Source organism: Umezakia ovalisporum Ak1311, assembly GCF_029891685.1.
GTDB lineage: Bacteria > Cyanobacteriota > Cyanobacteriia > Cyanobacteriales > Nostocaceae > Umezakia > Umezakia ovalisporum.
This window is the reverse complement of record NZ_JANQDJ010000069.1, coordinates 29,057-51,551: the sequence shown is the minus strand read 5'-3', so window position 1 is coordinate 51,551 and position 22,495 is coordinate 29,057. Positions and strand designations below refer to the sequence as shown.

General features: G+C 40.3%; 15 protein-coding genes. 8 read left to right on the top strand and 7 right to left on the bottom strand.

Annotation, left to right across the window (positions count from 1 at the left end; all coding sequences use genetic code 11):
- The 4 genes from tnpA to NWP25_RS13595 all read right to left on the bottom strand — a co-directional run bounded on the left by tnpA (position 1) and on the right by NWP25_RS13595 (position 9,387).
- Complete coding sequence (tnpA, locus tag NWP25_RS13610) at positions 1–414, bottom strand: IS200/IS605 family transposase (RefSeq protein WP_280650978.1); 414 nt, start codon at positions 412–414, stop codon at positions 1–3.
- 71 nt (positions 415–485) lie between these two features.
- Complete coding sequence (locus NWP25_RS13605) at positions 486–4,415, bottom strand: Eco57I restriction-modification methylase domain-containing protein (RefSeq protein ID WP_280699597.1); 3,930 nt, start codon at positions 4,413–4,415, stop codon at positions 486–488.
- Positions 4,416–4,426: 11 nt separating this feature from the next.
- The gene (gene drmD, locus NWP25_RS13600; RefSeq protein ID WP_280699595.1) at positions 4,427–7,633 is read right to left on the bottom strand and encodes a DISARM system SNF2-like helicase DrmD; all 3,207 of its coding nucleotides are present in this window, start codon (positions 7,631–7,633) and stop codon (positions 4,427–4,429) included.
- 230 nt (positions 7,634–7,863) lie between these two features.
- Positions 7,864–9,387, bottom strand: coding sequence for a UbiD family decarboxylase (locus NWP25_RS13595; protein WP_280650975.1), 1,524 nt, complete (start codon positions 9,385–9,387; stop codon positions 7,864–7,866).
- A 931-nt stretch (positions 9,388–10,318) separates the two neighbouring features.
- On the opposite strand from NWP25_RS13595, the gene pstS reads away from it, so the two are divergent.
- From pstS to NWP25_RS13560, 7 genes are all read left to right on the top strand, one after another.
- Positions 10,319–11,368, top strand: a complete 1,050-nt coding sequence (pstS, locus tag NWP25_RS13590) for a phosphate ABC transporter substrate-binding protein PstS (protein ID WP_280650974.1) — start codon at positions 10,319–10,321, stop codon at positions 11,366–11,368.
- A gap of 337 nt (positions 11,369–11,705) precedes the next feature.
- A complete protein-coding gene (gene pstC / locus NWP25_RS13585) occupies positions 11,706–12,698 on the top strand; it encodes a phosphate ABC transporter permease subunit PstC (protein WP_280650973.1) in 993 nt (330 codons plus the stop codon).
- Between the two features lie 50 nt (positions 12,699–12,748).
- Complete coding sequence (pstA, locus tag NWP25_RS13580) at positions 12,749–13,630, top strand: phosphate ABC transporter permease PstA (RefSeq protein WP_280650972.1); 882 nt, start codon at positions 12,749–12,751, stop codon at positions 13,628–13,630.
- Positions 13,631–13,685: 55 nt separating this feature from the next.
- The gene (gene pstB / locus NWP25_RS13575) at positions 13,686–14,465 is read left to right on the top strand and encodes a phosphate ABC transporter ATP-binding protein PstB (protein ID WP_280650971.1); all 780 of its coding nucleotides are present in this window, start codon (positions 13,686–13,688) and stop codon (positions 14,463–14,465) included.
- 535 nt (positions 14,466–15,000) lie between these two features.
- Positions 15,001–15,786 carry a phosphate ABC transporter ATP-binding protein gene (locus tag NWP25_RS13570; protein WP_280699593.1) on the top strand — a complete coding sequence of 262 codons (786 nt, stop codon included), beginning with the start codon at positions 15,001–15,003 and terminating at the stop codon, positions 15,784–15,786.
- A gap of 215 nt (positions 15,787–16,001) precedes the next feature.
- The gene (gene hppD / locus NWP25_RS13565; protein ID WP_280650969.1) at positions 16,002–17,042 is read left to right on the top strand and encodes a 4-hydroxyphenylpyruvate dioxygenase; all 1,041 of its coding nucleotides are present in this window, start codon (positions 16,002–16,004) and stop codon (positions 17,040–17,042) included.
- Positions 17,043–17,289: 247 nt separating this feature from the next.
- Complete coding sequence (locus NWP25_RS13560) at positions 17,290–17,979, top strand: HAD family hydrolase (protein ID WP_280650968.1); 690 nt, start codon at positions 17,290–17,292, stop codon at positions 17,977–17,979.
- A gap of 81 nt (positions 17,980–18,060) precedes the next feature.
- Here the strand turns inward: NWP25_RS13560 and NWP25_RS13555 are convergent, their stop codons facing one another.
- Positions 18,061–18,687 carry a CPP1-like family protein gene (locus tag NWP25_RS13555; RefSeq protein WP_280650967.1) on the bottom strand — a complete coding sequence of 209 codons (627 nt, stop codon included), beginning with the start codon at positions 18,685–18,687 and terminating at the stop codon, positions 18,061–18,063.
- A gap of 823 nt (positions 18,688–19,510) precedes the next feature.
- Between NWP25_RS13555 and NWP25_RS13550 the strand changes: the two genes are divergently transcribed.
- Positions 19,511–20,230, top strand: coding sequence for a response regulator transcription factor (locus tag NWP25_RS13550; protein WP_280650966.1), 720 nt, complete (start codon positions 19,511–19,513; stop codon positions 20,228–20,230).
- A 487-nt stretch (positions 20,231–20,717) separates the two neighbouring features.
- Here the strand turns inward: NWP25_RS13550 and NWP25_RS13545 are convergent, their stop codons facing one another.
- A complete protein-coding gene (locus tag NWP25_RS13545) occupies positions 20,718–20,915 on the bottom strand; it encodes a DUF2811 domain-containing protein (RefSeq protein WP_280650965.1) in 198 nt (65 codons plus the stop codon).
- 500 nt (positions 20,916–21,415) lie between these two features.
- On the bottom strand, positions 21,416–22,066 hold the full coding sequence (gene hisIE, locus NWP25_RS13540; RefSeq protein WP_280650964.1) for a bifunctional phosphoribosyl-AMP cyclohydrolase/phosphoribosyl-ATP diphosphatase HisIE: 651 nt from the start codon (positions 22,064–22,066) through the stop codon (positions 21,416–21,418).
- Positions 22,067–22,495 lie beyond the last annotated feature (429 nt).

Here is a 22,495-nt window from a genome sequence, read left to right as displayed (position 1 = left end):
TTAATTAATGTTGGTTTTTTCTAATTCCACTTTGAGGGTGCCTTGTAGGTGGTGTTTTTTTTGATTTTTGACGTAACTTACGGTTTGTTCTAATTGTTTATAACTAAGGGAACAAACACTATATCCTGAATCCCAAAAAAATTTGGTTGGGGTGAAAAAATTGTTTTCATAAAAATGACATGAACTGCTATATTTGATGTTTTCTATTAAATTAGCGATAGCGATGGTGGGGGGAATAGATATGACTAAATGAATATGGTCTTCCATTCCACCAATACCATGGATTATGCAATTAACTTCATTGGCTTTGCGAATAATATAGTTATGAAGGATAAACTCCTGTTGAGGAACAATCAAAGGTAAATGTTGTTTAGTTCCCCAGACAATATGATAATAAAGTTGCCATAAGCACATAGGTTTTCTCAACTATTAATTACATTGGGAAGAAATGTTGGGAGTTAGGAATTCCTTGGGATTGATTGTTTTTATTTAGGGGGTGGAAATTTTCCACCTAAAATTTCTGCTTCGCTTTGTTGTTGGTTCAATTGAAGTAAACGAGCTAAAATTTCATCGCGAATTCCTTCGCCCCAACGATATCGCCAGGGTTTTTTCTTTTGTGGTTTTGTGTTATGTTCAACTTCTTCTTCTTCTTCATAATCAAGAAGAAAATCGCAATCAATGGAAATATCGCACCAACCATAAGCATTGAGCACTGCTTTATCCATTTCTTGATGAAGTTGGCGCAATTGCAATATTTCAGGACTCCATTCATCTGGGTCGTGGAAGCGGTTATATGTGGTTGTTAATCCTTGGTTGTGGCGAACCATCATAGCAGCGCGGTATTCATAATATTGTTTTCCCGCAGCTTCTAGGGTGGAGTTAATTTCCCAGTTTTCAGGGAAGGGGAAGGTTTCAAAGCAGTCTGAGGGATTGTAACGAAGTCGGTCTTCTAAAGTTGAACTGAAAAATCTAGCCCATGTTTCATGGATACGTGATTGAAGAACTGCAAAAGTAGAATAACTTTGGAAAGGAAAAATATTTAAACTATTGGCAAATACAACATTAGGTGCGTGAAAAATGAAACATAAATGCATTGATGCTTGAGCGTTAGTAACTAACACCCGTTCAAGAGGTGCGATGGCTTTTACTAAACCAGGTCTTTTTTCAGCATATTGCCACCATTTGATACGTAGAGCATCTCTTTTTTGCTTATCTCTTTCAGGCTTAACTTTTTCCTCAACAATGTGCATTAAATCAGGATATTCCCTAGCCTCCTCCTCAGTCATATCACCAAAATTGATGACATAGCGACGATGTTCATGGGTGGGACTAGAATTAACTTCCTCACCACCAATATAAGGAAAAATCCGCTCTTGATTTTTAGAATCTTTTTCAATCAAACGGTGCATATCTGCAATGGGTGTTGCATCTAGATTATCATCATCGAAAGTAAAACCCATGCCTAAAACAATGCTACCTTGAAAACTTTTATCAGCATTTGCTAACAAGGGAGGGGGGTTATCATGTTTACCAGATTTAAATAAAAACGCTGAAATAAAGGGAACTTCTTCACCATCTAGAATGGGTTGTAAACAAAGACTATTTTGCGAAGGAACTACACCAGGATTTGCTCTTTGGGTATTTTGTTTAATAACATGAACTACGCTCACCACCACCGCAGCTAAACCAGGCCACTTTAACCGTCTTTGAGCATTGTAAATAATTCCTCCATGGTGACAGATATATGTTAAACCGGTGCTACGGGTGTCACCCTGGGCAATAGTATTAGTTGCGATTAAACCAAAACAACCTGATTGGCGTAACAAACTAAAGGCGCGGCGAAAAAAATGAGCAACTAAATCAGCATTACCATGACATTGGGGGTTGATAACTTTTAACCAATCTAAATAACCGGGAATATGAGCATTAATTAATGTATTTTTTCCTGCAAATGGTGGATTACCAACAATTACATCAAAACCGGGATTATTCCTATTAAAAATTTCAGGAAATTCTATTTCCCAATTAAAAACTGGTATGGGTTTATGGCTAAAACCCAGGTGTTCAAGAATTTGTTTGATTTCTAATTTTTTTTCTGGATAACTGCGCCAATGGTGTATCTTTAACCGATAATTATTTAATTCGTCTTTTCTTTTTTTGTCTTTATCGTGAGCAAAAAAGGCTGCAACAACTAAATTACCTTGCAAGCGAATATTTTCTAAATTAACTTCTATTTTTCTATAGATGTCTTGTTTGATTTGATAATTATCAATACCTAAACTATAAATTTCCCATCGGGATTTTTCTGTTTGATTTAAAGTTTGGTGAAACAAAGGAAGGTTAGAGTCGTTATAGGTAGTGTCTATATTCCAGTTAAAATTTTTAATTTGTTCTGATGTTAATCCGACTAAAGAATCTCCCCACTTAAGAGCATGGTCTAGAAAGGTAAAAGCTTTGGTTTTGGCTAAAGTGACTAACCACAAAGATAGTTTAGCTAAGTTGACTGCAAAAGGGTTTTTGTCTACTCCATACAAACATTGTTGAGCTACAATGCGCTGGGCGTATAATAAAGGTTCTTCGTTGTGGGGAATGTGAACTAAGGTATTGTGCTGATTCCATGCTGTAACTAATTTCTCAGCTAATTGACGACAACTTTCTACCAAAAATGCTCCGGACCCCATTGCTATATCACAAATCTTTAAATCTAAAATTTGCTGTGGTGTGGGATTTTTTCCTAAAGCTGCTAAAACAGGTTTTAAAGTTTCTTTAACGATGGGTTCTGTTAATGCACGAGGGGTGTAGTGACTACCAGTGGTACGTCGTTCCTGTCCTGGTTGTAAATACAAACATCCACGGGGTATTAAGTTTGGTGTTTTTGGTGATATCTTCGGTGCTAGGGCTGCTAATATTTCTTGTTCTGTGTGGGCTGCTTTGAGGTCTGTTAAAATTTTCCCTGTGACCTCACAACCGGCTATGTTTTTTAAAAGTTTAGCTCGCTCTGGTGGTTTAGCTTGTATGATGTCCTGGAGCTCAACAACAACGGTTACGGATGTTTTAGCTCCTTGGGGTTTACTCCAAAGTCCAATGGATGGATTTTTGGCTATTTGCACTTGGTAGCCCATGATGGCTTCGTACACTGAGCCAATGTGCTCCACATCTAAGGAACGATAGGATAAACGCTCTCCATCTAATATGAGTAATTTCTGCAATACTCTGTAAATTACTCCATCAGCAAGTCGTGGAGGCTCTATTGTTTGGTTTGGTTGATATTTGCTATTGAGTGGACGATTTTCTAAAAAAGGATATTCCTCTGGGTCAAATAATTGTCCGTGACGTGGTGGTAAAAATAACTCTCCATGACTAGCACCGTTGTAGACTAAGCGAAATAAACTCAGCAATGAAGACCAAGCGCCATACCTTTGGTCTATGGTGTCTGGATAATTACCTGCATCTGACCGTAAACGTTGATACAAACCAGTGACGGAATAATAATTTGCATACACCTTATCTTGAGACATTAAGTCACGGTCTTCGGCGTAGAGCAAAAATACCAACCGCATTAAAACAGTAATTAGCCCGCCGTAAATATGTTGGGGTGCGGTGGTGGCTATTTCTGTGAGTAATAAGTTATTGGTGATAGCGTATGCTGTTTGAAAACCAAGCAATAATTCCCACAATGCTTCTAAAACTTGTTCGGATAATTGGGTAGAAACTTGGTTTTGATACTTGCGGCTTTTTTCTAAAATAGCAGGTAAACGGCGATGGCTGGGAACAATAAATAGTCGGTCAGCGGAAAGAAGCATGACCATTGCGCCTAAAATTATCCGACCAGATACTTCAGTCATGGCTGTTACAGGAAAAGTCAGATGTCCTGAGGATTCTCCCGGTGGCGCATATACCAAGCGCAATTCTTTACCATTACACAAAAGCCCTGTGTAGATTTTTGTTTCTTTTAACAATCGTTCAAACTTGGCTTGGGGAGAAAGTGTGCTGTGGGAATAATTAGTTTTAGTATCTTGGTTTTTGATTTTGTCAAAATTTATCCCTGGTTCTAACTCTTGAACCAACATCATCCACTGGCCATTTTCTTTAGGTACTGCATAGGTAGGAGTTAATATTTCGTGATAGTCTGGCAGGGAGACAGTTAATTCTGTTGGACTTTCTACCAGGTCTTGGGGTTGCCAATCTAAAATATTAAGAGCGAAGGTGCGAAAATCTTTGATGTAACAGCTATTGTCTTGTTGGTTGCTAGAATTTCTATAAACAATTGCTGCTAATTTTTGTTGCAATTCCACTGGGTTGCGGTTAATTACAACTTGTGATTCTGATAATGCTATTGGATAAACTACCAAACCCACGGGCTGAAGAAAGCCAAGCCATTCTTTGTGTGATTTAATTTCTGAGTCTTTTATCATTGCTTTTTTCCTTAACCAGAAATTGGATATAAGTAAGTCAAACCCACTGGTTCAACTCGAGTGGCTTTAACTTTGTAAGCAGATTCAATGCGAGCTGGCTCGGAGGTCATTTCTGTAGCAATGGTTTCCAGGCGTTTTTCCCAATGGCGACGGTCTGCTTCTTGTTGGCGCTTTTCTTCTAATAACGACAATTGCAGTACTTGAGATTCTTGCTGACATTTCAAGATTTGCTGTTGTTGTTGCTGGAGAATTTTTTTCATTTCTCCTGCTTCTTTTAAGCCTCGTTGGGTTAGCTTTTTTTCAGCATTTTGTTTTAATATCTGAGCTTGGTGTTGTAGGTGAGGAATTAATTCTGCTATGTCTTGGGGGGCGCTGTTTTGCAATCTTTGTTTGACTCCTGGGGGAATGGGTGGGGATTGGGGAGAAGCTATGGAAGTTTCTAATAGGTCTAGTACTTTGTCTTTTTCTGTTTGTTTTAAGATTTGAAGCCTTTTTTTTCCTGGACTGGGGTTGTCAGTCCAGGAAGCTGCTATGGCTATAATTTCATCGTGAAGACGGGAGGCTCCTTCTCCATACAAAGCTAATCTTCCTAAAGCGATGACTTTGGGTACAGGGTCGTCGGTGAAACAAATACAAGCACGGGTTAATTCGTTGTGCAAAAATCCTTGTGCTAAAAATCTGCTTAATAACCGTTGAACAAGTCTATGTTCTAGGTGCAAATGCACCACCTCACTGTCTAAAGTTCCTAGGTCACGAAATACCACAGGACGAGGGGGGGTTTGTTTGCGCCATTCCCAGGGTTTTTGTCCGATTTTACGCGGTGTTCTCAGGCTGTCTAGGGTGGTGGCCCAGGTGGGGTCTGCTCCGGTGTGTTGGTCTAGGGGAGGAATTAACCAACGAGCGGTGAGGGGGTTCTTAGCGACTTCGTTGATGTCTAGGGGTTTAAGGGAGGAAACTCCCAATATTTCTAGGGCGGCGGAGATGGCTTCTCGGAAGTGCAGGTCGTTGAGTTTTAACCAATCTCGGGCGTTTTTCAACATTAGTTGTAGATGCTGGATTTGTTGGCTCAATTGTTGTTGGCGCAATCTTCCTTGTTCTAGTTCTAGGTTGATTGTTTGTTTGTTGTGGCTGTTTTGGTGGTGTTGTTCTATGTTGTTGATGGAATGGGTTAGGTGGTTTATTTGGTGGTGATGAATACCGTTGGCGAGTAAATAAGAAACATTTTTTTGTACCACTGGTGCTAAACTACCTAGTTCTTGTTGAATGGTTGTGGTTTTTTTCACTAAGATGTCTAACACTTTGTCCTCTGCTCGTTGGGGAAAAATAAAGTAATAGCAGTTGACAATGGGACATCGCTGTAATTTGCGGTCTATTCGGCCGTTGCGCTGTTCCATGCGGGAGGGATTCCAGGGAATATCAAAGTGAAATAAATCAGCACAGTAATTTTGCAGGTTTACTCCTTCCCGTGCTGCATCTGTGGCAATTAAAATCCGTAGGGGATGACGGGCCGGGTCGCTGTTAAATGCAGCTTTAATGGCTTCTTGACGTTCTTCTCCCATACCACCGTGAAAAGTCTCTATTCGTTGGTTTGCACGGTTGGAGTGGGCGATGGCGGCTTGGAGTTGCTGGTGTAGATAAGTTTTAGTATCTGTATATTCTGTAAAAATAATCACTCGCCTATTTAACCAGGCTGCGTCGGTTTGACCTAGTTCTGGGCAGAGGTGTGTACGAATCCATGCTACTAATCTTTTAATACGGGGGTCTGGCTCATGGCGATAACGATTAGCTATGTTTGTCATGGTGGTCAAAATTGCTAATTCCTCGGGGGTTGGCTGGCAGTTTTGCTGAGAAGCAAGTATCATTTGAGTCTCTTCTTCTTTTTCTACTTCTTCTTCGGGTAGGTCTGCTCGTTCGTCATCGGCTCCGGGGGTTTCTATTAATAAAGAAAGATGGGTTTGTTCTGTGGAAACTGAGGGGGTGGTTTGTTTTTCTATGGCACTTTGATGTACTTTTAAGGTGCGGGCAAAAGCTTCTATGGATGACAAAAGACGCTTTTGCAGAGAAGTAATGATTAATATTGCGTTGGTTTGGGCTGATTTGGTTGCGTTTTTAAGTCTGGCTTCACGTAGGTGGCGATATTGTTGGAGCCATTGGGATAATTGTATTTCCGGGGCGTTGTCTGGGAGATTGTCAATGATGATGGGGGTTACATGACGTTGGGGAAATTCTTCTCCTATATCTCGCAAGTCTTGTTTTAATCGCCGCACCATTACTGTATCTAGAAGTTTAAGGTCTCTGACGGGTACTCCTCGACAAAAACGCTGGGGGTCAAGAATTTCTAGTAGGGCTGCAAAGCTGTTGGAGTGTCCGTTGTGGGGGGTGGCGGATAGGAATAGTTTGTGTTCAAAGCGCCTGGCTAGTTCCCGCACTGTTTTGGTTAGTTGAGAGTCAACAGCATATTTGGCTCCACTAGCGGGGGCTGCGTGGTGGGCTTCGTCGAGGATGAACATGGCTTTGGGACAAAAATCACCCAGCCAATCTCGTAATGGTGCTGCATAGGTTTCCTCTCGCAGTAAAGTGTGGGAAATGATGAACCGGGTGTGTGTTGTCCAAGGGTTAATTCCATATCCCCGTTCTTGACGGCGGGCTATAATGAATTCACGGTTGAGAATGACAAATGTCAATCCAAAGCGATTTTCCATTTCTTCTAGCCATTGCCTTGTTACTCCCGCAGGACAGGAGATTACTACTCGTTTGACTTTTTGGCGCATTAACATTTCCCGCAGTATTAGCCCTGCTTCGATGGTTTTGCCTAAACCCACGTCATCGGCAATGAATAAATTAACCCGGGGCATTAATAATGCTTTCCGTAGGGGTTCTAGTTGGTAGGCTTTGACTTCTATTCCGGCTCGATAGGGAGCTTGAAATAATGTGGCATCTGTGGAAGTTACGCAATTCCAACGTAATGTGTGCAAGTAGGCGGAGAATAAATGGGGGTCATCAAAACCTCGGTGGGCAATTGTGTTCCATGAAGTTCTTTCTACAATTTTTGCGTCTATTTCTTTTTCCCAGAGAATTTCTAGTGGTTCTCCTAGGGCATCATCTTCCAAGCAGGAAAGACTTACTTTGGTATCTTGTCCTGGGGATGGTGGATTGACAACTTCCTCTACAAGATACTGCCGTGTTCTCACCTGCACTATTTGTCCGGTTTCAATCATGGGTGTTTTGTAATTCTTAGTTGGGAGTTGTTTGCTTTTTAATAAGGGTTTGCTTGGGTCATGGGGACGGATAAAATTATATACCCCATGTAGAAGATACCTCTTCCACATGGGGCTATGGTTAGTTATGGAATTTTTGATGTATCTTTATCCTAGGTTCGCACTCATGTCTGAAGTGGGGTTTGATGGAGTTGTTTGACCAGGAAAATTACCTTACCAGGAAAGTTTTTTCATCTGGAAGGGGGATGGTGCATATCATACCCGAACAAATTGGGATCTACTTCCCCTAACTTTAAATCTGCTAAACCATATTCAGCCCACCGTCTATCTACCATGGCTGCTGTATCTGGATGTGATTCCAAAGGTAAACCCCATTGATGATCGGTTTCTGGGGGAATTTTGGTGGTGGCGTCAATTCCCATACGTCCACCTAAACCAATTTTTTCACTGGCAAAGTCTAAGCTGTCAAAGGGTGTATTGGGTAAAATAAATACATCTCTGGTGGGGTCAACTTTGGAACTAATGGCCCACACTACTTGACGTGGGTCGCGAATGTTAATATTTTTATCTACCACAATGACAAACTTGGTGTAGGTAAATTGGGGTAATGCACTCCAAAATGCTAAAGCAGCTCGTCGCCCTTGTCCTGGATATGCTTTGTCAATGGAGATAATGGCTGCTTTGTAACTTAAGGCTTCCATTGGTAAGAAGAAATCCACAATTTCTGAAACTTGTTGTCGCAAAATAGGAGTGTAAATTCGATTGAGGGCGATGGCCATCATGGCTTCTTCTTTAGGTGGACGACCGCTAAATGTGGTGAGATAAATGGGATTTTTGCGGTGGGTCATACATTGAAAGCGGATTAATGGGGAATCTTCCACACCACCGTAGTAGCCCATATGGTCACCAAAGGGACCATCAGGTAATACTTCTCCTGGGGTGATGGTGCCTTCTAAGACAAATTCTGAATCTGCGGGTACTTCTAAATCTACAGTTTTACATTTTGCTAAGTTGACACCGGAACCGCCATAAAGTCCAGCAAACAACCATTCTGATAAATCTACAGGAATGGGTGTGGCAGCTGCCATGATAATTAAAGGATCTACACCCAGTGCAATGGCTACTTCTAATTTTTTCCCACATTGGGCAGCTTTGCGTAAATGCCTAGCTCCCCCCCGCACTGATAACCAGTGAACGGTCATGGTATTTGGAGATTGCAGTTGTAATCGATATACACCTACATTAGGTGTACCTGTTTCACAATCTTTTGTAATTACTAATCCTAGGGTGATAATTTTGCCAGCATCACCGACATAAGGACGTATTAGGGGTAACTTATTTAAATCCAAATCATCGCCAGAAATTACCACCTGCTGACAAGGCGGGAAAAAATCTCGTCCTGGTTTAGCTTTGATGACATCAAATAGGACTTTGCCGAAGTCTATGGCTTGGGAAATCTTTTTTGGGGGTTTTGGTTGTTGGAGCATACTGAGCTTTTTACCCAAAGTTTCTAATTCCTGTGGATGCTCCATATTCATGGCCCAGCATATTCTTTCCACGGTTCCCATCAAGTTCACCGCCACTGGGAATGATGCTCCTTTGACATTCTCAAAGAGTAACCCTGGTCCGCCTTGTTGCAACATCCGGTTGCAAATCTCGGCAATTTCTAGCTCTGGGTCAACTAAAGCCGAAATTCTCTTTAATTGTCCTCTTTCTTCTAAAATTTTAATGAATCCTCGTAAGTCTCTGGCCATTGTTATCACAAATTAGAATATTGAAGAAACGTAAAGCATCTTCTTAATTAATTGTGGAGTATTGAAGCTTTCCGCGCTACAGAACCAAGGAGGTACAGTATTGCCGGGGAACATAGCCACCCCCGAAAGTTTCATGATTATGATTTGTACTTTATTTGTTTGAAAAGTGCTGTAGGTTGGTTTAACAGTAACTTAACCTATTAATACATTGACCTTAACTATTAAGTTGCGCTGATTTAGCTATGCTAATTCCAGATAGGCGTTATTTGTTACAAATAAGCACTACCTCGTCAAACATGGCTATTATCAGTATGCACTTTCGGCAGGTGTGTGTATTAATATACACCTGCTAGGTTTCCTGTTTGAGGAAGCAACTAATGTGATTGCTGGTTCTAGTGGGGCTTTAACCCTTCCGGTAAAGTATGGTAAAAGCCGTAAATGTTCACTGTTGACTGTCCAAGTTCTGCGTCGGTGATACAAAATTTGAGCAATTAATGACTCTATTCTTAATAGACAATGAACTTTATCTGGGTAAAACGCAAAAATTGTAAATTTTTATCCCAGGATTCAACATTTCTGGGCATCTAGCCAATAGTCAAATTTTGCTATAAAAATTCACTTGTCAGTCAAATATCGGTTTCTTTTTCTATAAGTACAGGGGTTTTTGGTGTGGTGAGTTACACTAATGGCGGGCAAGATGCCTAATGCACAAAGTTTTCATGATTATAATTTGTACCTCATAAGAACAAAATCCACTGTAATAAAGTTAGTTATTGAGAAAAAATTAGTCCCGATATTTTTATACCGATAAGTTTTAACTATAAATTACCCTATTGTTAAGTAAAGCTTAATCTAGCCTTAATTATAAATAAATTTACTTAGTCAAAGGTGTGAATTAAACAAAAAGTTAATGCTCACAATCCGAGGTAATATGAATTTTTCAACCACCACTTTGCACAGAGCATTTACCACTTCAGCGCTAACAGCTGCTGTGGCCATTGGTTCTGTTTTGGCTGCACCTGCTCAAGCTCAAGCTCAATCTATCAATGGTGCGGGAGCAACTTTTCCAGCGCCTTTGTATGAAAGATACGCTCGTGAAGTAAGAAAGAAATTTCCAAGTATGAAAGTCAACTACCAAGCAATTGGTAGTGGCGGAGGTATTCGTCAAACAATTGCAGGAACCGTTGACTTTGGTGCTAGCGATGCTGCTATGACAGATGCTGATATGGCTAAGGTCAAAAATGGTGTGATTTTAGTACCTACAGCAGGTGGTGCGGTTTCTGTGGTTTATAATGTGCCGGGTGTTAATAATCTCAGATTATCTCGTGGTACTTTACCGGCTGTTTTTTCTGGTCAAATTACCAACTGGAACGACCCCAAAATTAAAGCTGATAATCCTGGTGTAAATTTACCCAACCAGCCAATTAGATTTGCTGTTCGTGCGGATGGTAGTGGTACAACTTTCATTTTTACTAACCATTTGAGTTCAATTAGTCCTTATTTTAAGGGTAGAATTGGCACCGGCACTGCTCCTAAGTGGACTTTGCCTAATGTTCTTAAAGGTAAGGGTAACCCCGGTGTAGCTGCTATAGTAGCTCGTACTCCAGGTTCCATTGGTTATGTGGAATATTCCTACGCTACCCAAAACAGGCTGAGATCAGCACAGTTGCAAAATAAGTCAGGGGAATTTGTGTCTCCTTCTTTGCAGTCTGCAAACACAGCTTTGTCATCGGTTAATTTCCCTAGTAACTACCGCACCTTTGTGGGAGATCCAGAAAAAGGTTATCCTATTGTGGGTCTTACCTGGATGATGGTTTATAAACAATATCCTAATGCCGCTAAGTCTGAGGCTGTTAAAAAATGGATTAACTGGGTATTGACAGACGGTCAACAGTTCAATGATGACCTTAACTACACCAGAATTCCTTCTGCAGTGGCTAATCGGGTATTACAAACAGTGAATAGTACTGTTAAACCATAATTACAACAAAATTCCTCCTAAAGTACCAAGGCTAATTGGCTTTAGCTAGTGGAGGAAGTACCAGGGAGCGAACTTGTTTGTTATTCGCTCCCAAGGACTGATTTTGTGCCTAAATTCGGTGAAAAAACCGAAGGTGGACACCAGGGAGTAAGTGGCGGAGTTTATAAAACTTCTGATGGTTTCAAGATTAATGCAGACTCTAAGGGTGATGCTAGGAGTTGATGTTGGCAAAATCCCTGGGAACTGTTTAAGTCAACCTAAGAAAGTTTGTTTATGGACTATCCAAAAAGTAAATTTAACTTAATCAGAGAAAAAACTGTAATATTCTGAGTTTTTCATGAAAAATTCGTTTAATTCCCCTGAAGATGAATCATTATCAAATGATGAATACATCGAATTGATAGCTAAGGAAAATATTAAGGGTTGGTCTGACCAAGGATTTACATGGCTGGTGTATGCTTCCGCAGCTATCACTGTGGCGGTGCTATTTGTAATGAGTTGGATTATTTTTCAAGAAGCTCGCCCGGCTATTGCTAAGTTTGGCATTAGTTTTTTGTGGGGTAGGGATTGGGATGTGGGTAATGAGATATTTGGTGCTTTACCTTATATTTATGGCACCTTGGTGACCAGTGCCATCGCAATTTTACTTGCTTTCCCTGTGGGTTTAGCAGTGGCTTTAGTAACTAGCGAAAATTTTTTACCTGGGTCAATACAAACAATTCTGGCATTGATGATTGAATTAATTGCCGCAATTCCCAGTGTGATTGTTGGTTTATGGGGAACTTTTATTTTTATTCCGTTTTTAGAACCATTACAAGCCGGGCTAAGTGAATATTTAAGGTGGATACCGCTATTTAATACAGAATTCCCCGTGGGAACAAATATGTTAACGGCGGGAATTATTCTAGCCATTATGATTTTGCCCACAATGGCAGCAATTAGCCGTGATGTATTACTGGCTACCCCTAAAGAATTACGTAGTGCATCTATGGCTTTGGGTAGTACTCGTTGGGAAACAATTTTTAGAGTGTTGCTACCTGCTGCATTTTCCGGGATTATCAGTGCAGCAATGCTGGCTTTGGGTAGAGCCTTGGGGGAAACAATGGCCGTGACTATGGTGATTGGTAATTCTGCTCAAATTAGTGCTTCTTTATTAGATCCGGCTTATACCATACCTTCTGTCATAGCTAATGAGTTTGCAGAAGCTGAACAGGGGTTGCACATTGGTGCTTTAACTTACCTGGGATTAGTTTTGTTTGGAGTGACTTTAGCGGTGAATATTGGTGCTGTTCTGCTGATACAGTGGGTGCGTAATAAAAATCGCTCTTGATGGGATGAGTAAATTGAAATCAAAATAGTCATAAACAAATATTCATAATTATGGATAGTTCTCAAAAATCGGCAATAAATCAATCTTTAGCTAGGGAGTTATTTAGACCGTTACCACAGTCCAGGCAGTTTTTTACTTATTTAATGAATGTCCTGGCCTTGGGATTAACATTGTTAGCTTTAATTCCTTTAGTATCTATTTTGTGGGAAATCCTCGCCAGGGGATTATCTGGTATCAAGGCGGAAATGTTTGTCAATTCTGTAATTGATTTTGGATTTGGCAATGCTATTGTGGGAACAGCAAAAATAGTTGCCATTGGCGCGGTATTAAGTGTTCCCCTAGGTATATTAACGGGGGTATTTTTAGCGGAATTTGGACGTACTCACCCAGCAGTGAATTTTGTTCGCTTTATCACCAAGATTCTCACTGGTGTTCCTTCTATTGTTGTGGGTGTATTCGCTTATGGTGTTATAGTTTTATTGACCAAAAAATTTAGTGCGGTGGCTGGTGGGTTTGCTTTAGCCACAATTATGTTACCTGTGATTGTGCTGACAACGGAAGAAGCGTTAAAGTTAGTACCGGTGGAGCAGCGTTTAGCTTCCGCAGCTTTGGGGGGTAATCGTTTTCAAACTACCTTTCGTGTGGTAATTGCTGCTGCTATTCCTACAATTACCACAGGTGCTCTTTTAGCCGTGGCTCGTGCTGCTGGGGAAACAGCGCCTTTACTATTTACGGCTTTGTTTAGCTTAGATTGGTCATCGGGATTACTCAACCCAACGGCTTCCTTACCAGTATTGATTTTTAACCTTTATAATGACCCCGACCCGCAAAAACATGAATTGGTTTGGACTACTTCCATAGTGTTACTCAGCTTGGTTTTGTGTGTCAATATTGTCTCTCGCTTAGTTACTCGTAAGAGAAAAAGTAGGTGAAAGTTAAAGTTTTAACCTTTGATAGTAAGTTAATCTCAAAAATTTAACCTAGAAGATGAACGCATTAATTCCTGCTATTCAAGTCAAAAATCTGAGCTTTTACTACGGCACTACTAAAGTAATTGATAAAATTTCATTAGATATTTATCAAAATCAAGTGACGGCGCTCATTGGCCCTAGTGGTTGTGGTAAATCAACTTTCATTAAAAGTCTAAATCGCATTGGCGAATTAGAGGGTTCGGTGAAAGTAGAAGGAAGTGTGGAATTTTTTGGTCAGAATATTTATGACCCCCGCATTAACTTAAATCGACTACGGCGCCAAATTGGTATGGTATTTCAGAAACCAAATCCTTTTCCCATGAGCATTTATGAAAATGTGGCTTATGGGATGAGAATAGCTGGAAAATCTTCCTCAAGACAATTAGATGGGGTGGTTGAAACAGCTTTGAAAGGAGCTGCTCTGTGGGATGAAGTTAAGGATAAGCTGAATAAATCAGCTTTAGGTCTTTCCGGTGGTCAACAACAGCGCCTATGCATTGCTCGTGCTTTAGCTGTTAAACCAAAGGTGTTGCTAATGGATGAGCCTTGTTCGGCTCTTGACCCCATTGCTACCATGAAAATTGAGGAACTAATTCATAGTCTGCGCTCTGAATTTACTATTGCTATTGTGACCCACAATATGCAGCAAGCTACTCGTGTTTCAGATTTCACAGCTTTTTTCAGTACCGATGAAAGTCGTATTGGTCAAATGGTTGAATTTGGTGTGACAAATCAAATATTTCATAATCCGCTAGATTCTCGTACTAGTGACTATGTTTCTGGACTTTTTGGCTGAACTAACCCGCCTTGGCTTCTCCTGAAGGGAAGCTTAAATGTATTAAAGCATAAAGCTTACTGGCAACACCTTGGAAACCCGAAAATTTTCGGAGTTTCAGGGTGTTATTTCTTTTAGGGGTGGACATGGTGGTTGCCTTTGTACTTACTCAGATGAAGGCTGATTTATCTATTCTAGACATGTGGGCTACTAATGTTTACACTACAAACATACTGTTACTCTAATCTGCCATTAATGAAGAATAATCCGCAAATATATTGAAGTATAGAGGTAAAAGTTTACAAATGAGGTGTGAGGTAAGTTAATAGACTAATTTAAGAGGAGTTTAAGGTTTAAGGCCAAGATATTGCCATAACATATTTCTTTGATTATTAAATGAGGAGTTACCTTTAATGCAACACAATTATGGGTTTTAACACAAGAGTAAGACAAGGAAGTGGAAAATAAGTTGATGGGCCAGTGATACATCACCAAATATCACTACTTGCTTTTGTCGCTTTGTTTAGTGGATATTTTTTATACATTTTTTTAGAGCATGAATCAACTAGTTCCAGCTATTAGAGTTAAAAATCTCAGTTTTTACTACAATAACTGCAAAATATTTGAAGATATATCAATGGATATTTACCAGAACAAAGTCACTGCGATTATTGGCTCTAGTGGTTGTGGTAAATCTACTTTTATTAAATGTCTCAATCGCATGATTGAATTAGAAGCGGAAGGAAGGGTAGAAGGAAGGGTAGAATTTTTTAATCAAAATATTTATGAGCGTCGGGTCAACTTAAATAGGTTACGCCGCCAAGTTAGTATGATACTGCCTAAGCCCAATCTTTTTCCCATGAGTATTTACGATAATGTGGCTTATGGGGTGAAAATAGTGGGGTGGCGACCAAAAGCAGAATTAGACGCAATTGTTGAATCTGCTCTTAGGGATGCTGATCTGTGGGATGAACTGAAACATAAATTGCATAAATCAGCTTTAGACCTTTCTATTTGTCAACAACAACGACTTTGCATTGCTCGTGTTTTAGCAGTAAAGCCAAAAATTATCATGATGGATGAGCCTTGCTTTGGTCTTCAAACTACGGCTACCATAAAAATTGAAGACTTAATCCAAAGTTTACGTTTACGCTGTGACATAACAATGGTAATTATTAGTCACAACTTGCAGCAAGTTAGCCGCTTGTCTGATTTTACAGCTTTCTTTCAGACTAATGAAAATCGGATTAGTCAAATGGTTGAATTTGGACTGACAACAAAAATCTTTACTAACCCTGGGGATTCTCGTACCCGTAACTATATTTTTTCTCGTCTTGATTGAGTGGTTGGATTGATTTTTTATCTAATGGTTATGCCTAGATTTTTGCTAAATTCAAAATGTTTTGTTGGGGATTTTTACAGTTATTAGTTGTTTGATGTAGATAAAATCTAGTGTATATTGCCATGTTGATTGATGAAAAAGGAAAAACTTGATAATCTAGCAAAAAAGAGAAAAATTACAAACAGGTAAGCTGTTGTGCTGGATTCTCAGGATTTATGAAGATCGATCACGTTCATTTTTATGTAGAAGATGCCAAAGTCTGGCGGGATTGGTTTGTAAACCACCTGGGGTTTACAGCAATACATAGTAGAATGACTTCCCAGCACACTTGTACGGAAGTAGTGAGCAGTGGTACGATTCGCTTTTTGCTATCTTCAGCTTTATTACCTAAAAGTCCGGTGGCTGAATTTCTTAACCAACATCCACCAGGGGTAGCAGATGTGGCTTTTGCAGTGGAAGATGTGGAAGGTGCAATGGCCTTAGCTCAAAAATACGGTGCTAGGGTAATCCAACCCATAAAGTCACAGCAGTATGGTGATGTCTCCCGCAAATGGGGGAAAATTGCTCCTTGGGGGGGGTTGAGTCATACCTTGGTTGAAGTCTCAGGGGTGACAAGGGATTATGTACCACAAACAACAGACCATACTTTTACTGCTATAGATCACATAGTGCTGAATGTCCCTGGGGGTGAGTTAAAAACCGCTGTTGCTTGGTACGAAAAAGTTCTAGATTTTCAACCCCAGCAAAGTTTTAAAATTCAAACTGAGCGTTCTGCTTTATATAGTCAAGTGATGGTTTCCCGTAATGGCGGCGTACAGTTACCTATAAATGAACCAGCTTCTAGTAATTCCCAAATTCAAGAGTTTCTCAATGTCAACCGGGGACCGGGAATTCAACACATCGCTTTGGGGACACCTAATCTTGTCAGTGCGATCGCTCAATTTCGGGCTCGTGGTCTATCTTTACTTTCGGTTCCCCAAAGTTACTACTCACGGATTCAACAGCGCCGAGGATTCCCCCTTTCCATGGTAGAACTAGAAGCCATTGCCCAGCAGGAAATTTTGGTGGATTGGAAAGAAGATACCCAAAATTCAGTACTGTTACAAATCTTTACCGAGCCGATTTTTGGACAACCGACTTTTTTCTTTGAGTTTATTGAGCGTCGTTACCAAGCTAAAGGTTTTGGGGAAGGTAATTTTCGCGCTTTATTTGAGGCTATGGAAGGTGAACAAATTAAACGAGGTACTTTGCAATAGCTGTGGATTTCTCCTTTGGGGTTGGGAAACAAATCAAATACAGCACTTTCCGGTGTGGTGATGTACAGTGTTGGCGTGCAAGATGCCCACCCCACAAAAGTTTCATGATTATAATTTGTACTTTATCACAAGGAAATCTGCTGTAAACAAATCAAATATTAGTCATGAAAATACACTTGGACAGATTTTAAACATTGGGTTAGTCAACAAATGAGATAATTGTCATAAAAATTCACAATTTCCGCCGATGCTAAGACTAATCACTGACTTCGACGGCCCGATTATTGATGTGTCTGAACGGTATTACCGTGTTTATCAATTTTGCTTGGAAAAAATCCGATATCCAGAACAATCTGTACGACAACTTTCCAAAGGGGAATTTTGGCAAATGAAGCGATGTCGGGTTCCTGAAAGACAAATTGGCTTAAACTCTGGTTTGGATGCTAATCAAGCACAAGAATTTGCCCAGTTGCGCCGAAAAACAGTACACACAGATAGTTATTTTCAGTATGACACCCTTACCCCTGGTGCTGTAGAAGCACTGTTAAAAGTTCAACAAGCTGGAATTGATTTGGCTGTGATGACAATGCGTCGGGTACGGGAACTAGATTACGCTGTGAAAAAATACAACTTAGACAGTTTTTTCCCAAAAAATCGCTGTTATTGCCTGACAAATGACTATGTTAAAACCAGTGACATTGAAGATAAGCCCTTGTTAATGGAACGGGCATTAGGGGAACTTCCCCATGCAGAAGATACTTGGATGGTGGGGGACACTGAAGCGGATATCGCTGCTGCTAAAAAGTACAATATTAAGGTGATAGCTGTGGAGTGTGGTATTCGCCATCGCTCTCAATTAGAAATTTACGAACCCGACTTAATTGTTCAGGATTTAAGTGCGGCTGTCAAACTTATCCTTGAATCGCCGCTAAATTGAACTACATGGGTAATAGACAAAGGGTTAAACCCAGGTTATCTATTACCTTTAATCAATCCAGAATGGAAAAAACTCATGGCCTTAACGCAGAAAACTGCTAATTAGCCACAACAATGTAAACGTTAGGATTGTGGAAAATTGTTCATTTGATAATTGCCCAAAGTTGATCTGGGGCAAAAGGAAACCAGCAAGTAGGCCGCCGAGGATTAAACCAACAATTAAACCAACCAGGGTTAATAAAATTGCTCTACCAAATTTACCTTCCTTGCGTTGGAGGAAATAAATACTAATTCCTGTACCCACTATCAAAATTAACTGTAAAACCTGGTCCCCTGGGGATTGAGCAAATATACCAACGGCGCTTAAACCCAAATACCAAGCTCCAGGTAAGAGTATATCTGTGGGGGCGGGTTTATCCATGACTCGTTGTAGCCATGGAGGGGACTGCTCCCGGGGGGCGGAATTTTCTTTTGGCGATAATTGTACTCGCAGTTCGGGAAACCTGATGCGTTCAGGCACTTTAATTTTACCTTCCTGGCGCATCCGTAGGCGATCCATTAAAATCGCATCGTAAGCGACTTCGATGAGTTCTAAAGTTTTTGCATCGCCAATGTGTCGCTCCAATTGGCGATTACGAGCTTCCTGAATTTCATCAAAGCTAGCATCTTCTGATACCCCAAGTTTCTCGTAGGGATTTTGATCGCTCATGGGAGTTTATATTTTCTTTAGCCTTAGTCAGCTATGGTCTTTAGGTTTTATCTTGTTAAAACTAACAAATTAACCCATTTTTGTATCCTACAAGGATACTAACACGGGCTAGTAGAATTGATTTAGAATTTTCAACTATGTCAACTTTAACATATTGTGATGACTCTGTGTATGGGATCACGCCCTTAGATAGTGAGACCCCTGGTTTATAATTTTAGCTGGAGATACCTAAAATGCATTTTTGATGAAAAGATTAACTTTTATGTTTCAAAACTTTGCAATTTGGGAGATGTTAAGGAAATCTTTAGGCATTAGCTTCATAATAGGTTGTGGTGCATAGCCACATCTGGATTGAAAATTAAAAAGTTTGCAATCCCCAGTTAACTGGGCAAGTTAACTTTACTATGGGACTCCTATTTGATTTTCCATAGCTTGGGTAGCCCAGCCATACAGAACTCCGTACATATTCAAAGCATTGTTTCCTGTTCACTGTTCATTGTTCCCTAGCTCTAGGAAAAATTCACTAATCAAATCACACCACTATGGTTGACAAACTGCTGTAGGGAATGTTGAAAACACGAATAATCTCCTACACATCAAGTTTAATAATTACAATATTTCTACTTAGCTATAGGTGTTACCAGGAAAAATTTTCTGACTTTCATTTGCCGAAATTTTGATTACACCATTATTTTATTTTGGATAATCAGGAAATACATTCCTTAGTGCTGTAGAGTCTTAAATAACCCCCTAAGTTACAAACGCGTTTTTACGCAATTCTGCTTCCTGTTAATTTTACGAACTTTTGTGTAAAGTGATGGTCATGGCTCCCGCCAAGATTCTTGTAGTTGATGACGACCCTGCGGTCCGTAATTTAATCCAACGCTTTTTGATGAAGCAGACCTATCAGGTAGAGGCTGCTGAGGATGGCAAAACAGCCTTAGCCATGTTTGAGCAATTTAACCCAGATTTGGTAATTTTAGATGTGAACTTACCAGATGTTATTGGGTTTAACCTCTGCCAGGAAATGCAAAGTCGTAATGGCGTTTTTGTGTTGATGCTGACTAGTCGCACCGACGAAGCCGACAAAATTCGCGGCTTTTCTAAAGGTGCTGACGACTATCTCACCAAGCCATTTGGGCTAGGTGAGTTGGAAGTGAGAGTAGCAGCAATTTTGAGACGGCAACGAATTGTAACCAGTACTGAACAAAAACGTCTAGTGTTTGAAAAGTTAATGATTGATCCCACGCGACGGGAAGTCGCACTTAACAACCAATCAATACCCTTAACTGCTCTAGAATTTGACTTGCTGCATTTTTTAGCCAGCCATCCTGGTAGAGTCTGGCGACGGGCAGAACTGATTCAAGAGGTCTGGGATTATGAATATGTTGGGGACCAACGAGTTGTAGATGTACACATCGGTCAAATTCGTAAGAAGATTGAAGTCGATGCTAGCCAACCAGCACTAATTCAAACTGTACGTGGAGTAGGGTATAAGTTTGAGTGCCCCACTCATTCGGAACGGTTGAAAACTCATTCCTAAGTGCATGGTTTTTATTGGAGATTTTTTGATGATTAATTCACTGTTGTTAACAATTTCAGGGTTTAATATATTTCCCCTGTAAGAGCGCCAAAAGCACAGGTATTCACATAGCTCTTTTTTTAGTCGGTGTTTAAATTTCCCTATGTAACAGGTTTGATTTTTGATTTTATCCCTTGGTGGCTTTAATTAATATGGATCCATGGGGCACGGTTACCGTGCCCCATGCTCAGACGGCAACCAGGTTGACACAGCCTTTAAGTAAGTTGGAGAGAATATCTACCACTACATGAACAAATATCAACCTGATGGGGGGAAGGTAACAAGGAAAAAAAGCCTTGTAGGGGTGTAAATGTTCTTCGGGCTTGATTGCTCTACTTTGTGGGACCACACACCCTACCATAAAATCTTTTCAACATAGTTAAACATTCTTTTTCACCTACTTACAGGGACTTTGGTGTTTCTGGTTAATTGGTGTCGGCATTTATATCTAACAACGTTGAAACAAAGTTTCTAGATATACACGCGCGGCACGGCGATCGCTATCGCCATTTTGGAGTAAAAACAGGGATAAGGCAGCTGTTAGCACTCGGTTTTGATCCCAATCTGGGTGTGTTTCGAGGTAATTTTTGAGGGATTCATGTAGTGCTTCTGGAATTTCTGCGAAGATACTAACTGTTGCGTTCATGAGTTTTTCCTTCTCTGAGGTTAATCAAGAGAGACAAGTTACTTGCAAAGGAGATTTGCTTTAAATAGTTTTGAGCTTACCTGACAATCCACAGCAGCATCTCAGGTGACTTTTGGTGTCAGTGATGGAACAGACTATAAAAAGCTAGTCGCATCATTGTGCGACAAGAGGGGGTGGGTTTGTCAATGCTGCGAAATATTAAATTCCTTGGTATAAAACACAAATCCTGACGTAAGAATAAGGGTTATAGCCGATTTTTTGTTACTCAACTTCACAAAAACTCAGTGCACCATGCTCCTTGCTATTCTTAATGAACAATCCCCAAGAAGACGGCAAGTGCCTATTAACTCGTAGAACATTTGTGGAAAACTACCAAAACACCTGTGGAAACCTTGTGGAATGGGTGAGGAAAATTTGAGGTAATAATAAGAATTACAAAAAAATTTAGCCATTGGTGGTTGGGAAGGGTATACTTCCATATAGTTTCGTTGTCACCATTCCTAGCGGCGACGTTCTTGCAAGTGGCGATACACTGACTTTAAATCCACTTGATGATGAGCCAAGGCCACCAGAGTGTGGTAAAGTAAATCTGCAACTTCACCGGCAATGGCTACTGGGTCGTCATCCTTGAAGGCCATTACAACTTCGGCGCTTTCTTCACCGATTTTTTTTAAAATTTTGTTATCGCCACCTGCCAATAACTTACAGGTGTAAGAACTCTCAACTGGATGGTCACGGCGGTGGCATATGACTTGAAACAGTTGAGATAATGTATCCCCTGGGGGTGCAACAATTGCCCCTTCTACACGATGAAAACAGCTACGTTCACCAGTGTGACAGGCAATATCTCCCAGCTGCTCCACTCCAATGAGCAGGGTATCACTATCACAGTCATAACGGACACTTTTCACTTTTTGAATATGGCCAGAAGTGGCCCCCTTATGCCATAATTCTTGACGGGAACGACTCCAAAACCAAGTTTCTCCAGTTTCTAAAGTCTTTTTTAACGACTCCTGACTCATCCAAGCCATCATTAAGACAGTACCATCTAGATAATCTTGAATAATGGTCGGTACTAAACCTCGTTCATCGTAGGAAATCTGCTCAACAGGAATGGAGTGTGGTAATGAATGGGAATGGGTAGAAGACATACCAGTTAATTTGTTGTGGTTAAACATTATTCGCAGAAATGTTGACTGTTGAATGTTGACTGTCCAAGTTGTGCATTGGCAAAAGTTTCATGATTATAATTTGTACTTCATAAAAACGAAATCTGCTGTAAGACTATTCCCATCTTAATGGAGCAAGGGAACTTACGTTACAGTGGTCAAACTTGAGGGGATGTAGTTGCTAAAGTTCAGGAGAAAATAACAAATACAAGACAAGATTTTCTCCATAAACTCTCAGGAAAGTTATGTGAGGATAACCAAGTTATGGTAGCTCAAAACCTTTGGGTTAAAAAATTGCCACCTACCAAATTAGCTAAGTCAATGTTGATGGTGGGGTCATAGGAATGATTTCCTGGATTTAAGCATCAGTGAGTGGATTTTTCCAAATTTCTCAGGAAATCTAAGACCAGA